The organism is Rhizobium sp. P1_E6, assembly GCF_056405875.1.
This window is the reverse complement of sequence record NZ_JBFUBG010000007.1, coordinates 73,501-88,409: the sequence shown is the minus strand read 5'-3', so window position 1 is coordinate 88,409 and position 14,909 is coordinate 73,501. Positions and strand designations below refer to the sequence as shown.

Here is a 14,909-nt window from a genome sequence, read left to right as displayed (position 1 = left end):
ATTTTTCATGAGCCGACTTGTCGTCGTTTCCAACCGTGTCCCCGTCCAGGAAAAGAAAGGGGCCGCGTCCGCCGGCGGGCTTGCCGTGGCGCTGGAGGCCGCACTTGAGAAACGTGGCGGCATCTGGATGGGCTGGTCGGGAAAGATCAACGAAGAAGGCGAACCCGGCCCGCTTGCGATCGAGGAGCGGGGCAACATCACTTATGCACTGACCGATCTCACATCCAAGGATGTCGACGAATATTACTTCGGCTTCGCAAACCGCATGCTCTGGCCGATCTGTCATTACCGAATGGACCTTGCGGAATACGGCCGTACGGAAATGGCCGGCTATTTTCGTGTCAACCGCTTCTTCGCCCATCGACTGGCGCCGTTGATCAAGCCGGACGACGTCATCTGGGTCCATGATTACCACCTCATTCCGCTTGCCGCCGAGCTTCGGCAGATGGGTATCAAGAACAGGATCGGTTTCTTCCTGCACATTCCCTGGCCACCGGCAGACGTGCTCTTCGCCATGCCCGTCCACGAGGAAATCATGCGAGGGCTCGCTGCCTATGATCTCGTCGGCTTCCAGACCGATCACGATCTGGAAAATTTCGCAGGCTGCCTGCGTCGCGAGGAGATGGGAGACATGATCGGCGAAGGGCGTTTTACCGCCGGTGAGCGCACGTTCCGCGGCGGAGCCTATCCAATCGCCATCGAAACGGCCGCCTTCGCTGAATTCGCAAAGAGAGCCGACAGCCACAGCATGGTACTGAAGGCGCGCCACAGCATCGAGGACCGCAGCCTCATCATCGGCGTCGACCGGCTGGATTATTCCAAGGGCATCACGCAGCGCATCGATGCCTTCGAGCACTTCGTCACCAACAATCCGGCGCATCAGCGCCAGGTCACCTATCTGCAGATCACCCCGAAATCCCGCTCCGAAGTACCGGAATACGAGGCAATGCAGCGCATGGTCGCCGAACAGGCCGGCCGTGTGAACGGCGCGCTCGGCACTGTCGACTGGGTGCCGATCCGCTATATCAACCGCTCCGTCAGCCGGCCGGTGCTCGCCGGCCTCTATCGGCTTGCCAAGGTCGGCCTCGTCACGCCACTGCGTGACGGCATGAACCTCGTCGCCAAGGAATATGTTGCCGCACAGAACCCTGATGATCCGGGCGTGCTGGTTCTTTCCCGCTTTGCCGGCGCGGCGCGGGAGCTGAACGGCGCCCTGCTCGTCAATCCCTACGATATCGTCGGCACATCCAATGCGCTGGCACGCGGGCTTAACATGCCGCTCGACGAACGCCGTGACCGCTGGCGACGGATGATGGATCACCTCTTGGAACATGACGTCTCGCGCTGGTGCGACGACTTCCTAGGTGATCTCGCTGCCTGAACGGTTTGACGCGGAAGCCTGCCGGCAGATAATTTCGCGAGCATAACAAGGGAGGATTTTCATGAAGATCAGTGCGCGCAACCGCCTGAAGGGCAAGGTCGTGGATGTGGTGAAGGGTGCGACGACCGCCCATATCCGCATCGATATCGGCAATGGCGTTATCGTCACCGCCTCCATCACCAACGAGGCGGTTGACGAACTCGGCCTCAAGGTCGGTTCCGAGGCCTATGCCGTCATCAAGGCTTCCGATGTGATGGTGGGTGTCGACTGATTTTTTCGGTTTCGCTACGATGCGTGGCCGGTCTGGAAATCGCCCGGCTGCGGCGGGGCTATGGGCTTGAAAAAGGTGCGGTCCGGCTTCAAGTCGAGAAGCGGCGTTCCATCGAGGCAATCCAAGCCGCGGACCAGCACCGCATTGCCTTCGATCGCTTCCAGCTTGACGATGGAGGTGCCGATCGGATTGGGCCTTACGGGTGAGCGCAGCGAAAAGGTCCCGTGCGTCTTGCCGTTGCTGGCCGGGCTCTGCAGCAGCAGATCGCGCCGCGACTGATGCAGCCAGTAAAGCACTTCCAGCCGCTCGTAGGCCGCGACACCTTGCAGTGCAGGCGTCCAGGGATCGAAGATTTCGATGCGGCAGAGCGGTCCGTCATGCCGCCCCTGGCGCGGGGTTTCCATTCGCGAGGTCCAGGGCGTGAAAATGCGACCGATGAAGACGAGGCCGGCATCCGTCGCTTCAGGCGGATTGTCGAGCGCCAGTTCATTTTCACGGATCTCGTTTTCTCRCACCATAATTCCTTCTCCCAGCCGCAACGAACACAGGCGCGCGGTATGTCGCGTTGACTATAGCGACCCAGATATCAGGCAGGCAACGGATTATCCGGCCATTCCTCCGTCAGGTCAGCCTGAACCGGCCGCTCCAGATAGGTGGACAGCACCACATAGCTCTTGGTCCCTGTGACGCCTGGAACGGCATGGATCTGTGACAGAAAGGCCTCCAGCGCGACCGGACTTTCCGTACGCACCTTGAAGATGACACTCGCGTCGCCTGCCACGGAATGCATCTCTTCCACTTCAGGAAAACGGCAGATCCGCATCAGTCGCTCGCTCTTGCCCCAACCGGCCGCCTCCACATGGACGAAGGCGAGCAGCGGCTTGCCGAGTGATGCCCCGTCGAGCGCGGCGTGCGCACCCTTCATCACTCCGGATCGGCGCAGCCGCTTGACACGCTCGTGCACGGCTGGCGGCGACAGGCTGACCTTCTCGCCGAGGCTGGCATAGCTCTGCATGGCATCGACTGCCAGCGCGCCTAATATCCTTCGGTCGAATGGATCCAACTGCACGGCATCCCGCTTGCTGCGCCGAACGTCCTTCGTTTCTTTTGCCATTCGGAAAATCTGCCCTCTTGCCGAATTTTATTCGGCGATAATAACAGAAAGCTTCACTGCGTTCGATATGGAGAAACCTTGGATGGAACTGGTACGACACAATCCACGGGACGGCGTCTATGCTGCAACGCCGGATTATATTCACGCGATGGAAGTCCGGAATCCCAGCCGCCTGCTCTTCGTCAGCGGCACGATGGGGCTCGATGGCACAGGTGCGGCCGCAGATGATCTTCCTGGCCAGTTGGATCTCATCTGGTCGAACCTGCGGGCAATCCTTGCCGATGCCGGTTTGAGCGTGGGCAATATCGTACGGCTCACGAGCTATCTGCGCGACGCGGAATATGCCGAAGCCAATCAGAATGCGCGGCTGGCAGCGCTTGGCGATCACATTATCCCGACGACGGCGATTGTGGTGCAAACACTTCGGGATGACTGGCTGGTCGAAATCGAGATCATCGCAGCAGGTTGAGACTGCCGCCCCGTCCAGACGGGGCGGCAGATGGCGTCACGCAGCCTGACGCAGCAGGCCGAGTGCCTCTTCGAGGCCGACTTCGCCCAGGAAGTTGCCGGCGCTTCCGGCCTTCTCCCGATGCTCGATCGCGTGGGCGAAGCGCACGGCAGGCAGCTGAATCATGCGCTGATAGAGATCGTTCACCGCCGGAAACTGCCGGCGGTCGACCACCATGTGAAAGTCGTTCCAGCGGGCGATACCGGTGAAATAGGCATCCGCAATGCCGGGCTTGTCGCCAAGCAGCCATTTCCGGCCGGCGAGCAGACGCTCCAGCGTGCCGTGGGCCTTTTCGACCTTGGCTGTACCGTAAGCGACGAGTACCTCCTTCTCGGCAGGCCCAAGCTCATGTTCGACCGCGTGCCAGAGCGGGCCGAAGGCGCCAAAAAAACTGGTATTCAAATAGGCGAGCATCTGGTTCAGGCGGTCGAACTCGGCTGTACCCTGTGCAAAACCCAGCCCGTTGGCGAGCGACTGCGCAGCGATATGGTTCAGGATTGCCATGCTTTCGTTTATCAGCCGCCCGTCCGGCAGCAGCAGCGAAGGCGTCTCTCCGACAGTGTTGATGCGCCGGTATTCGTCGCCAGAGACAGTCTCGGGCATTTCGATCCGGCAGAGGCGGTAAGGCAGGCCGGACCATTCCAGAGAGACGATCGAACCGAAGGAGCAGCCTTCCGGTACGCCGTAGAACAATATGAGTGACATTATCGGGTCCTTTCCAGGTGGAATTTGTTGACCCGGCCAATATGATTTCGTGGACGATCAAACGGCAGTCGGCAATAATGCGCCTTAAAGTCCACAGATATGGAGGCTGAAAAATGCCGGCCGCCTTTAACCTCAACGACCTCCATCTCTTCGTGCGAGCGGTGGAAAGCGGTAGCTTCACGGCTGCGGGACGCCATCTGGGCATCCCGAAATCGACGATCAGCAAGCGCGTGGCGGAACTGGAGGAGAGGCTCGGCGTACGGCTGATCCAGCGCACCTCACGCAGCTTTGCCCTGACGGATATCGGCAGGGATGTCTTCGAACATGCGCAAGCCTCGATCATCGAAGCGGAAATGGCCGAAAGCATCGTGCGCAACCGCCTTGGAGAGCCGAGCGGCACGGTCAGACTGACCGCAGCAGTGCCTACGGCGCAATTTTCGCTCGCCGATCATCTGGCCGAACTGACAGCACGCTATCCGAAGCTGAAAGTGTCATTGCATGTGACCGACCGCTTCGTCGATATCGTTCAGGAGGGCTTCGACATCGCGCTGCGCAGTCACCGCTTTCCGCTGGCAGACTCGGCGCTCGTACAGCGGCGGCTTGCGGTTCACCCGTTCCTGATTGTCGCTTCGCCGGACTATATAGCGCAATATGGGAAGCCCGAGCGGCCCGAAGATATCGCCGGTCACAAGGCAATCATGCCCAGTCTTACGGAGGAACACTGGTCCCTTATCTCGGACGGCGGCACCAAGGCGTTGATAATGCCCCAGCCTGTGATGGCGGCGGACGAGCCAATGGTACTGCTGAAAGCAGCTGCGGCCGGCATGGGCATTACTGTTCTGCCCACCTCCGTCTKCAACGATGCGCTGCATGACGGCCGGCTGGTGCGTCTTTTGCCTGGTTGGACGGCCGGCAGCATCAGCACGACGATGCTCATGCCGCACAGACGGGGACAATTACCCTCAGTGCGCGCCGTCGTCGAGTTCCTTGCCGAGCGGCTGGCGCGGTAATCAGGCGGCCTTGGCCGCATGATATTCCTTGATTGCCACCATCTTGATCGCCGGATAGCGCTCCGCCTCGTAGCGCAACGAGAAACCGTCCTGCGCCAGGAAGACCGGGTCGCCGTCCAGATCGCGGGCGATGTCGCCACGCTTGACGGTGAGGAACTTGTCGAGGTCAGAAGCCTGATCGGACGAAATCCAGCGGCAGATGGAGAAGCGCGACATTTCGAAGGAGACCGGCAGGCCGTATTCGGCCATCAGGCGCTCCTTCAGCACATCGAGCTGCAACGCGCCGACGACACCGACGATAGCGGGCGAACCGTCTTCCGGAGAGAAGAGCTGGACCACACCTTCTTCGGCCATCTGCTGCAAGGCTTCCTTGAGCTTCTTGGCCTTCATGGCGTCTTCCAAGCGCACGCGGCGCAGGATCTCCGGCGAGAAGTTGGGCACGCCCTGAAAGACGAGGCTTTCGCCTTCCGTCAGCGTGTCGCCGATGCGCAGCGTGCCGTGGTTCGGGATGCCGACCACGTCGCCGGCATAGGCCGTATCGGCAAGCTGGCGCTGCGAGGCAAAGAAGAATTGCGGCGCGGTGAGGCCGAGTTGCTTGCCCGTGCGCGAAAGGCGCGCCTTCATGCCGCGCTCCAGCTTGCCGGAGCAGATGCGGGCGAAGGCGATGCGGTCGCGATGGTTCGGATCCATGTTCGCCTGAATCTTGAAGACGAAGGCCGTCATCTTGTCTTCGGCGGCATGCACGGTGCGAATATCGGCCGTCTGGTCACGCGGCGGCGGGGCGACTTCACCCAGTGCGTTGATGAGGTCTCGGACACCGAAATTGCGCAGCGCCGATCCGAAGAAGACCGGCGTCATATGGCCTTCGAGGAAAGCTTGCCGATCGAACGGACGGCAGGCCTCGATCGCCAGCTCGACTTCCTCGATGAAGGAATCGCGCTCGTTTTCCGGCAGCCGGTCGGCCACACTCTGCGGGCCGTTGACGGCAGTGACCTCGACTTCCGTATCGGAGCCGCGCACGGTGTTTTCCTTCAGGTGGTAGGAACCGCAGAAGGTCTTGGCGCGACCGATCGGCCAGGTGACCGGGGCCGTGTCCAGCGCCAGCTTTTCCTCGACCTCGTCCAGGATCTCGAAGGGATCGCGGCTTTCGCGGTCCATCTTGTTGATGAAGGTGATGATCGGAATGTCGCGCATGCGGCAGACTTCGAAGAGCTTCAGCGTGCGCGGCTCGATACCCTTTGCGGCATCGATGAYCATGACCGCGGCATCCACCGCCGTCAGCGTGCGATAGGTATCGTCGGCAAAGTCTTCGTGACCGGGAGTATCGAGAATGTTGAAGACATTGCCTTCATATTCGAAGGTCATGACCGAGGTGACGACGGAGATACCGCGCTCACGCTCGATCTTCATCCAGTCCGAGCGGGTCTGTATGCGGTCCTTCTTCGCCTTCACTTCACCGGCGAGCTGGATGGCGCCGCCGAAAAGCAGCAGCTTTTCCGTGAGCGTCGTCTTACCCGCGTCCGGGTGGGCAATAATAGCGAATGTGCGGCGGCGGGAGACCGCCTCGGCGAGACTTTCGGCCATAGTGTGAATCCTGTGGAATTGCGGCGTATCTAGCGATTAAAGCGCGCCATTGCAATTGACCTTGCGGCGTGAGGCACGAAGTAATGCCGCATGACCATTCACACAGACACCCGCCCGACCCTCAATCTCGTCCGCCTGCCGAACGGCCAAGGCCTCGATCTACCCGCCTATGAAACGCGGGGGGCTGCCGGCATGGACCTTCGCGCGGCCATCGACGAGGACAAGCCGCTGGTGCTTGCGCCTGGCAAACGCGCGCTTGTTCCTATAGGCTTCGTCTTTGAAATCCCTGACGGTTTCGAGGGACAAATTCGCCCGCGTTCCGGTCTTGCGGCCAAGAACGGTGTCACCTGCCTCAATGCGCCCGGCACCGTCGACTGCGATTATCGCGGCGAAGTGAAAGTCATCCTCATCAATCTCGGCGAGGAGGATTTCACCATCACACGTGGCATGCGCATCGCGCAGATGGTGATCGCGTCTTTCATCCAGACCCGCATCACCGAAGTCTCGGAGACGACCGAAACCGCGCGCGGCGCCGGTGGCTTTGGTTCCACAGGCGTATGAGCGCCGCGGATGCGACCGGCCTTACCTTCCGACAGAACTATTTCAGCGATCCGGCAGCCTGGGCCGCGCTCGTTTCTCTCCTCGACAATACATTCGGCATCGATATCGACCCACTGCGTGCACTCGGCGGTGCGGACCCGACCAGCATGCCCTTCGGCTGGTTTACCGATGAGGGCGTGCTTGCCGCCAATCTTTCCGCCTTCGCCATGCCTTTCGTCTTCAACGGCAGGCTCGTCAATGCGGCCGGACTTCAATCCGGAGCGGTCCGTCCACCATGGCGTGGCCGCGGCCTCTACCGCGATGTGACGCAGAAAGCACTTGTCTGGTGCGAGACGCAAGGTTTCGAGGTTGTCATCCTCTCTACGGACAAGCCTGATCTCTACGAGCCCTATGGTTTCCGTTCGCTCCCGCTTCACAAGTACGTTGGCCCTGCACCAGCGGTCAGCGGCGCCACCGGGGCGCGGACGCTTCAGCCGCGCGATGTCGACGATCTTGCTTTGCTCCAGAGTCTGCTGAAAAACCGCAAACCGGTTTCTGAAACTCTCGCCGTTGCCGGCAGCTCGGCGATGTTTCTGATCAACACGCGACTCGATGCCGATGTCCGCTTGAGCTATCTTGAAGAGAGTGCGGCGGCCATCGCATGGAAAATGCCGGTCGCCGGCCACTTCGTTCTTCTCGATGTGGTCGCGACAGACATCCCTCCACTTGCCGCAATCCTTGCCGGTCTCGGCATTCAGGCGACATCCGTCGAAACGCTCTTCCGCCCGGACAGGCTCGGCTGGTCCGGCGAGGCCGCTCCCTGCGAAGGCGGGACACGGCTGATGCTGCGCGGGCTGGAAGAGATGAGCCTCGATCGTCCCGCGATGCTGTCGCCGATGGCAGATTTCTGAGGTTATTGTTTCGGACTATTTCTTTCGGATCAGCGGCGGCAGGCGGCGCTTGACCGGCGAGGACTTGATCATCGAGGTATTGGTCTCCGCCCGCTCGGCCACCTTGTCGAGAATGTTGTCGAGCTCACCCATGGAGCGGACGACGAGACGGGCAATGAAACAATCATCTCCCGTCACCTTGTCGCATTCGATGAACTCCGGCGTGTCCTGGATGATGCGCTCGACGATATGGAGCTGGCCGGGCAGCGGGCGCACCCGCACGATCGCCTGAAGCGGGTAGCCGATCGTCGCCGGATCGAGATCGATGGTGAAGAGGGTAACGACCCCGCGATCCTCAAGCCGCCGCAAGCGCTCTGCCGCGCTCGGCGAAGAAAGACCTACGGCCTGGGCGAGTTCCTTTAGGGAAATACGTGAGTTTCCTGCCAGCGCCTCTATCATTGCGCGGTCAATATCGTCGACAGCCGGGATCTCGTTAGCCAACATGGCAAAAACTCCTAACAAGATTAGGTTTATCCAGCCTTTCCCTTTTTTATCTTATAGAAATTGCTGCTTTGCCGCAATACAATTTCCCGATAACTGATGGAGATGGCGATGCAGGGTGAGATCAGAAGAGGCACAGCGGAGATGACAGCGGCGATGCTGATCTCCGGAACGATAGGCTGGTTCGTCGTCATGTCCGGCCAGCCGATCAGCGGCGTCGTCTTCTGGCGCTGCTTTTTCGGCGCGCTGACCCTGCTTGTCATCTGCACCGCCCTTGGCCTGCTCAGGCCCRGTATCATCAGTCTGCGCTCGCTCGGTATTGCTGTCTTCGGCGGCATCGCGATCGTTTCCAATTGGCTGCTGCTGTTTGCCTCCTATTCGCATGCCTCGATCTCCATCGCGACGACGGTCTACAATACTCAACCCTTCATGCTGCTTGGGCTCGGCGCACTCTTTCTCGGTGAGAAGATCACGAGCACGAAGCTCTTCTGGCTCGGGCTTTCCTTCGCCGGCATGGCTGTAATCGTCGAGGCGAAGCCAAGTACCGATGCCGTCTCCGAAAGCTACGGTCTCGGCATCCTAATGGCGCTGGGTGCCGCCTTCTTCTATGCGCTGGCAGCACTTGCCGCCAAGTGGCTGAAAGGCACGCCGCCGCACCTGATCGCGCTGATCCAGGTTTCGACCGGCATCGTCATGCTGGCTCCGATGACCGATTTTTCGAACCTTCCGGCCGATACCGGTTCCTGGACGATCCTGATCACCGTCGGCGTCATCCACACCGGCCTGATGTATGTGCTGCTGTATGGCGCGATCCAGAAGCTGCCGACACATCTGACCGGCGCCTTGTCTTTCATCTATCCGGTCGCCGCCATCCTGGTCGACCGTTTCGCCTTCGGCCACGCGTTGCAGCCGATGCAGATTGCCGGGGCGGCGGTCATTCTGCTCGCCGCCGCCGGCATGAATCTCGGCTGGTCGCCGGGCAGGCTCATTCGCCAGCCCGAGGCCAGAAGCTGAGCCATTACTTCGCCTGACGGGTCGTTTCGAACAGGAACCAGGTACGGCGCTCACTCTGGTCGATCCAGTTCTCGATCAAGCTGGCGGTCGCGACGTCGTTATGCTCGTCGCAGACTTCGTGTACTGCGCGCAGGATTGAAACGAGGTGAAGATTGTCTTCACGCAGTTCGGAGAGCATGTCCTCAGGCGTTACATAATCTGCATCATTGTCCGGGATACGCTGCTGGCGGGCGATTTGGCCGATCGAGCGCAGCGTCGTGCCGCCGATCTTGCGGGCGCGTTCGGCAACCTCATCCGTCATGTCGAAAATCTGTTCTGCCTGCTCGTCAAGCAGCAGATGATAATCGCGGAAATGCGGACCGGACATGTGCCAGTGGAAGTTCTTGGTCTTCACATAAAGCGTGAAGACATCGGCAAGCAAAGCCGTCAACGCGGCCGAAATATCGGTGATCGCGTTGGTCGGCAGGTCGGACGGTGTCTTGAGCGGCGAACGTCTGCGGGCTTCAGCTGAGGTAGGCGACATACATTCTCTCCTTGGTGATGAAAACCTTCTGCGCCGCTGGCCGGGGGATAACCGCGGCTGGCCTGCTTGCGGCCGGATGCAAGGGGAAAATAGCAAGGCCGGATCGCTTTCCAAGTAGATCATGGTTCAGCCGACCTATTCTTTATGGTTATGGACAGATCAGCGTGAGGCGATTGATGGAGCCGGCGATACGCGCCTATAGAGAGACTGCGCAAATCAGTGGATACGAAGATGAGCCTCACCGTCCTGATCGCCTATGCCGGAGCCCTGTTGATTGCTGCCGCCATTCCCGGCCCGGGGATCACGGCGATCGTGGCGCGTGCGCTCGGCTCGAACTTCCGCGAGACCTTCTTCATGGGGCTCGGCCTCGTGCTCGGCGACATGACCTATCTCACAGCCGTTATCCTCGGCCTTGCCTTCGTGGCGCAGACCTTCACCGAAATCTTCCTCGTCATCAAAATCGCCGGCGCGCTCTATCTCGGTTACATCGCCTGGAAGCTCTGGACTGCCGGCCTGCTGCCGCAGGATATCGCCGCGAAGAGGTCCAGCAATGCGGGCATGTCGTTCCTGTCCGGCCTGCTGGTAACGCTCGGAAATCCAAAGACCATGCTGTTCTATGTGGCACTGGTACCGACGCTGATCGATCTCGGCAGCATCGGCATGCGTGAATACCTCACCCTGCTTTTCGTCACTTTCGTGGTGCTGATGATCGTGCTCATTCCCTACATGATGCTGGCGTCCCGCGCCCGCATCATGCTGAAGCAGCCGCGCTCACTGCAGGCGCTGAACCGCGTCGCAGCAAGCATCCTGGCAGGCACGGCGGCCTTCATCGCCACGCGTGCTGCCTGAAATAAACATTCGGCAACGAACGGTTTTCAAAGGATTTTTTCTCTGGCTAGAACAGTCGGCGGATGAAGCCACTCTGGTCTCATCGCCAGTTTGACCCTATTCTCTCTGCAGATTTCAAAGGGAGAGCACCCATGTCGCACAAACCGGGCCGCGGCCGCATCTATTCCTCGATAACGGACACAGTCGGCGACACGCCGCTCGTTCGCCTCGACAAACTCGCCAAGGAAAAAGGCGTGGTTGCCAACATTCTCGCCAAGCTGGAGTTCTTCAATCCGATCGCTTCGGTGAAGGACCGTATCGGCGTTGCCATGATCGAGAGCCTGGAAACGCAGGGCAAGATTTCACCCGGCAAGACCGTGCTGATTGAGCCGACCTCGGGCAACACTGGTATCGCGCTTGCCTTCGCCRCTGCCGCCAAGGGATACCGACTGATCCTCACCATGCCTGAGACCATGTCCGTCGAGCGCCGCAAGATGCTGGCGCTGCTCGGCGCCGAACTGGTTCTGACCGAAGGGCCGAAGGGCATGAAGGGCGCCATCGGCAAAGCTGAAGAACTCGCCGCCTCACTGCCCGACGCCGTCATCCCGCAGCAGTTCGAAAACCCGGCCAACCCGGAAATCCACCGCAAGACAACGGCCGAAGAAATCTGGAACGACACCGACGGCACGGTCGATATCTTCGTTGCCGGCATCGGCACCGGCGGCACGATCACCGGCGTCGGCCAAGTGTTGAAGAGCCGCAAGCCTGACATCCGGGTGGTCGCCGTCGAGCCCACCGATTCTCCGGTGCTATCCGGCGGCACGCCTGGCCCGCACAAAATCCAGGGCATCGGCGCCGGCTTCGCCCCAAAGATCCTCGATACCAGCATCTATGACGAGGTCGTCACCGTCAGCAACGACGAGGCCTTCCAGCACGCGCGGCTCGTCGCCAGGCTCGAAGGGGTGCCGGTCGGCATCTCCTCGGGTGCAGCGCTTGCAGCCGCGATCGAGGTCGGCCGCCGTCCGGAAAATGCTGGCAAGAATATCGTCGTCATCATCCCATCCTTTGCCGAACGTTATCTTTCGACGGCGTTGTTTGAAGGGCTGGGAAGCTGAGAGAGGAATTCGTGAGTAGTGAGTGGTGAATGAGGTTGCTTTCGGTGCCTGCCACAATCGCTTTGGCTGGCCAATCACCGATTATGAACCGCTACTCACTAATCACTGCTCACTAATCACCCAACCTCATGCCGCTGCCGTCAGCCGCGTGCCGGCAACACGGTAGGAGATTGCCTCCGCGAGATGGATCCGGCCTACGGTTTCCTTGCCATCGAGATCGGCAAGCGTGCGGGCGACCTTGAGGACGCGATGGTAGCCGCGGGCAGAAAACTTCATTTTGTCGGCGGCATCCCGCAACAGCTGCAATCCTGCCGTATCCGGCTCGGCAAATTTCTCGATCATTGCCGTCGAGCATCCGGCATTGGTGGAAATACCAGCAGCGCCGGCAACGGCATAGCGTTCACGCTGGATGTCGCGGGCGCGGGCGACGCGCCGGGCAACATCGGCGCTCGCTTCGGCGACCGTCGGCCGGATCAGATCGGCAGCGGAAACGGCCGGCACGTCGATGCGGATATCGATGCGATCCATCAGCGGGCCTGAAATACGAGCCTGATAATCGCTCATGCAGCGCGGGCCGCGGGCGCAGGTGTGGCCTGGCTCTCCCGCCATGCCGCAGCGGCAAGGGTTCATGGCCGCAATGAGCTGAATCCGAGCCGGATAAGAGACGCGATGATTGGCGCGTGCGATGACACATTCGCCGCTTTCCAGCGGCTGGCGCAGGGCATCGAGCACCTGCGGTGCAAATTCAGGGAATTCATCAAGAAAAAGCACGCCATGATGAGCAAGCGAGGCCTCGCCCGGCCGGGCGCGCAGGCCGCCGCCAATGAGCGCCGCCATGGTCGCAGAATGATGTGGCGTGCGGAAAGGCCGGCGGTCCGAGAGCTTGCCGCCGGACAGCTGTCCGGCGATGGAATGGATCATCGAGACTTCGAGCAGTTCGGCAGCCAAGAGTGGTGGAAGGATGGAGGGCAGCCTCGAGGCCAGCATCGATTTGCCGGAGCCGGGCGGTCCGACCATCAAGAGATTGTGGCCGCCGGCAGCCGCCACTTCCAGCGCCCGCTTGGCGCTTTCCTGTCCCTTGATTTCGGAGAGATCGGGCAGATTGGCAGCGTTCGGACGGATGGAGGGCTCCGGTCGTGAGAGTATCTGTGTGCCGCGGAAATGATTGGCGAGCGCGATCAGGCTGCGAGGCGCCAGAATGTCGACGCCGGAACCTGCCCATGCGGCTTCCGGGCCGCTTTCGGAAGGGCAGATCAGCCCCTTCCCACTCGCATTTGCACCGATTGCCGCCGGCAGCGCACCGGCGATGGCGGCAATCGTGCCGTCGAGGTTGAGTTCGCCGACGACGACATAATCGGACAAGGCATCCGCAGGAATGGCGCCGAGCGCTGCCATCAGGCCGAGCGCGATAGGCAAATCGAAATGACTACCCTCTTTAGGGAGATCGGCTGGCGCAAGGTTGACCGTCACGCGCTTGGACGGCAACGCCAGACCAGAGGCATGTAAGGCCGCCTGCACTCGCTCGCGGCTTTCCGCAACCGCCTTGTCGGGCAGCCCGACGATCTGGATTCCCATCTTGCCGGGAGCGACCATGACCTGGACTTCGACCGGCACACCTTCAATGCCCTGAAACGCAACCGTGCTGACGCGCGCGACCATGCCTTGCCCCGTAACCTCTAAACCCAACCTATGAAGGCGGTCACAATCTGGCATGGAACCTAGAAGAAAACAAGAACGATAAGTGAACAGATTCAGCTATTCGCTGCAATCAAATTGCAGCGGGTTGTAAAGCCGGAACGAAGGCGATCAAAGGCGGAACGCTGAGAGCGTTTCCGTTTTCTTCGAATCAGAGGGATGCCCTATCTCTCTGTTTTCACCCAATTCCGGACGCAAACCGTTGCGCACTTTTGACGGGACTGCTCTAACCGCGCTTTCGTTCGATGGCTTCCCATAACAGGCTTGCGATGTCGACGCCGCCGAATTTTTTCACTTCGCGGATGCCGGTCGGCGAGGTCACGTTGATCTCGGTCATGTAGTCACCGATCACATCGATGCCGACGAGCAGGAAGCCGCGTTCGCGCAGGGCGGGTCCGATGCGGCCGCAGATTTCCTTCTCGCGGGCCGTCAGCTCGGTCGGCTCAGCGCGGCCGCCCACATGCATGTTCGAGCGGCTGTCATGCTCAGCTGGGACGCGATTGATCGCGCCGGCAAACTCACCGTCGACGAGGATGATGCGCTTGTCGCCCTTGCGCACGTCAGGCAGGTACTGTTGAGCGATGAAGGGCTCGCGGAAGAGCTGGCCGAACATTTCCAGCAGCGAGGACAGATTGCGATCGTCCTTGGTGGAATGGAAGACACCGGCGCCACCATTGCCGTAGAGCGGCTTCAGGATGATGTCGCCCATCTCGTCGCGGAAGCGGCGGATCTCGCCGGGGTCCTTGGTGATCAGCGTCTTCGGCATCAGGTCGGAAAATTCGGTGACGAAGATCTTTTCCGGTGAGTTGCGCACCCAGGCCGGATCGTTGACGACAAGCGTCTTCGGATGGATGCGTTCCAGAAGATGCGTCGAGGTGATGTAGGACATGTCGAAAGGCGGATCCTGGCGCAGCAGGACGACATCCATGGTCGACAGGTCGATGCGCTCAGGCGCGCCGAGTTCATAATGATCGCCCTTGACGTCGCGCAGCACCATCGGCTCGACGGCGGCATAGAGCTTGTCGTCGCGGAAGCTCAGGCGATCGGGCGTGTAATGGAAGAGCTTGTAGCCGCGCGCCTGAGCCTCGAGGCTCATGGCAAAGGTGGAATCGCCCGCGATATTGATGCCGGAGACATGGTCCATCTGGACCGCTACGTTCTTGATCTTGGCCATTTCCGTCCCTTGAGCTGATGCCGCCCAGATGTAGGTCGGTCAGCCATCAAACGCAA

17 protein-coding genes are annotated in these 14,909 nt (G+C 60.5%); 9 read left to right on the top strand and 8 right to left on the bottom strand.

Going from position 1 to position 14,909, the window contains the following annotated elements; translation table 11 throughout:
• Nucleotides 1-7 precede the first annotated feature (7 nt).
• Entirely contained in the window at nt 8-1,381 is a 1,374-nt protein-coding gene (gene otsA, locus AC1D35_RS06535) for an alpha,alpha-trehalose-phosphate synthase (UDP-forming) (RefSeq protein ID WP_113307731.1), read from the top strand.
• A 61-nt stretch (nt 1,382-1,442) separates the two neighbouring features.
• Nucleotides 1,443-1,652: a TOBE domain-containing protein gene (locus tag AC1D35_RS06530; RefSeq protein WP_025669386.1), complete on the top strand. Its 210-nt coding sequence runs from the start codon at nt 1,443-1,445 to the stop codon at nt 1,650-1,652.
• Nucleotides 1,653-1,666: 14 nt separating this feature from the next.
• On the opposite strand, the gene tsaA is transcribed toward AC1D35_RS06530, so the two are convergent.
• Together tsaA and AC1D35_RS06520 are read right to left on the bottom strand one after the other, a co-directional pair.
• Nucleotides 1,667-2,170 (bottom strand): tRNA (N6-threonylcarbamoyladenosine(37)-N6)-methyltransferase TrmO, encoded by a 504-nt coding sequence (gene tsaA / locus AC1D35_RS06525; protein ID WP_477938365.1) that lies wholly within the window; start codon nt 2,168-2,170, stop codon nt 1,667-1,669.
• A 68-nt stretch (nt 2,171-2,238) separates the two neighbouring features.
• Nucleotides 2,239-2,766, bottom strand: a complete 528-nt coding sequence (locus AC1D35_RS06520) for an Lrp/AsnC family transcriptional regulator (protein WP_113307729.1) — start codon at nt 2,764-2,766, stop codon at nt 2,239-2,241.
• A gap of 82 nt (nt 2,767-2,848) precedes the next feature.
• On the opposite strand from AC1D35_RS06520, the gene AC1D35_RS06515 reads away from it, so the two are divergent.
• Nucleotides 2,849-3,235, top strand: a complete 387-nt coding sequence (locus tag AC1D35_RS06515) for a RidA family protein (RefSeq protein ID WP_113298292.1) — start codon at nt 2,849-2,851, stop codon at nt 3,233-3,235.
• A gap of 36 nt (nt 3,236-3,271) precedes the next feature.
• On the opposite strand, the gene AC1D35_RS06510 is transcribed toward AC1D35_RS06515, so the two are convergent.
• Entirely contained in the window at nt 3,272-3,979 is a 708-nt protein-coding gene (locus AC1D35_RS06510) for a glutathione S-transferase family protein (RefSeq protein ID WP_113307728.1), read from the bottom strand.
• Between the two features lie 113 nt (nt 3,980-4,092).
• On the opposite strand from AC1D35_RS06510, the gene AC1D35_RS06505 reads away from it, so the two are divergent.
• Nucleotides 4,093-4,989 (top strand): LysR substrate-binding domain-containing protein, encoded by an 897-nt coding sequence (locus AC1D35_RS06505; RefSeq protein ID WP_477938364.1) that lies wholly within the window; start codon nt 4,093-4,095, stop codon nt 4,987-4,989.
• Here the strand turns inward: AC1D35_RS06505 and AC1D35_RS06500 are convergent, their stop codons facing one another.
• Complete coding sequence (locus tag AC1D35_RS06500; RefSeq protein WP_477938363.1) at nt 4,990-6,573, bottom strand: peptide chain release factor 3; 1,584 nt, start codon at nt 6,571-6,573, stop codon at nt 4,990-4,992.
• Between the two features lie 90 nt (nt 6,574-6,663).
• Here AC1D35_RS06500 and dut point away from each other — a divergent pair, with 90 nt between their 5' ends.
• Both dut and AC1D35_RS06490 read left to right on the top strand, forming a co-directional pair.
• Nucleotides 6,664-7,134, top strand: coding sequence for a dUTP diphosphatase (dut, locus tag AC1D35_RS06495; protein WP_113307725.1), 471 nt, complete (start codon nt 6,664-6,666; stop codon nt 7,132-7,134).
• Nucleotides 7,131-8,024 carry a GNAT family N-acetyltransferase gene (locus tag AC1D35_RS06490; protein WP_113307724.1) on the top strand — a complete coding sequence of 298 codons (894 nt, stop codon included), beginning with the start codon at nt 7,131-7,133 and terminating at the stop codon, nt 8,022-8,024. The genes dut and AC1D35_RS06490 overlap by 4 nt, the downstream gene beginning before the upstream one ends.
• A gap of 15 nt (nt 8,025-8,039) precedes the next feature.
• Here AC1D35_RS06490 and AC1D35_RS06485 read toward each other — a convergent pair whose 3' ends face one another.
• On the bottom strand, nt 8,040-8,507 hold the full coding sequence (locus tag AC1D35_RS06485) for an Lrp/AsnC family transcriptional regulator (protein ID WP_477832420.1): 468 nt from the start codon (nt 8,505-8,507) through the stop codon (nt 8,040-8,042).
• Nucleotides 8,508-8,615: 108 nt separating this feature from the next.
• Between AC1D35_RS06485 and AC1D35_RS06480 the strand changes: the two genes are divergently transcribed.
• Nucleotides 8,616-9,518: a DMT family transporter gene (locus AC1D35_RS06480; RefSeq protein ID WP_477938362.1), complete on the top strand. Its 903-nt coding sequence runs from the start codon at nt 8,616-8,618 to the stop codon at nt 9,516-9,518.
• A 4-nt stretch (nt 9,519-9,522) separates the two neighbouring features.
• On the opposite strand, the gene AC1D35_RS06475 is transcribed toward AC1D35_RS06480, so the two are convergent.
• Entirely contained in the window at nt 9,523-10,041 is a 519-nt protein-coding gene (locus AC1D35_RS06475; RefSeq protein ID WP_113298286.1) for a Dps family protein, read from the bottom strand.
• 231 nt (nt 10,042-10,272) lie between these two features.
• Between AC1D35_RS06475 and AC1D35_RS06470 the strand changes: the two genes are divergently transcribed.
• Together AC1D35_RS06470 and cysK are read left to right on the top strand one after the other, a co-directional pair.
• Nucleotides 10,273-10,890 (top strand): LysE family translocator, encoded by a 618-nt coding sequence (locus AC1D35_RS06470; RefSeq protein ID WP_113307723.1) that lies wholly within the window; start codon nt 10,273-10,275, stop codon nt 10,888-10,890.
• Between the two features lie 131 nt (nt 10,891-11,021).
• Nucleotides 11,022-11,984 (top strand): cysteine synthase A, encoded by a 963-nt coding sequence (gene cysK / locus AC1D35_RS06465; RefSeq protein ID WP_477938361.1) that lies wholly within the window; start codon nt 11,022-11,024, stop codon nt 11,982-11,984.
• A 126-nt stretch (nt 11,985-12,110) separates the two neighbouring features.
• On the opposite strand, the gene AC1D35_RS06460 is transcribed toward cysK, so the two are convergent.
• Nucleotides 12,111-13,643 carry a YifB family Mg chelatase-like AAA ATPase gene (locus AC1D35_RS06460; RefSeq protein WP_113307722.1) on the bottom strand — a complete coding sequence of 511 codons (1,533 nt, stop codon included), beginning with the start codon at nt 13,641-13,643 and terminating at the stop codon, nt 12,111-12,113.
• Nucleotides 13,644-13,905: 262 nt separating this feature from the next.
• Nucleotides 13,906-14,853, bottom strand: a complete 948-nt coding sequence (gshB, locus tag AC1D35_RS06455) for a glutathione synthase (RefSeq protein WP_113307721.1) — start codon at nt 14,851-14,853, stop codon at nt 13,906-13,908.
• Nucleotides 14,854-14,909: the final 56 nt, after the last annotated feature.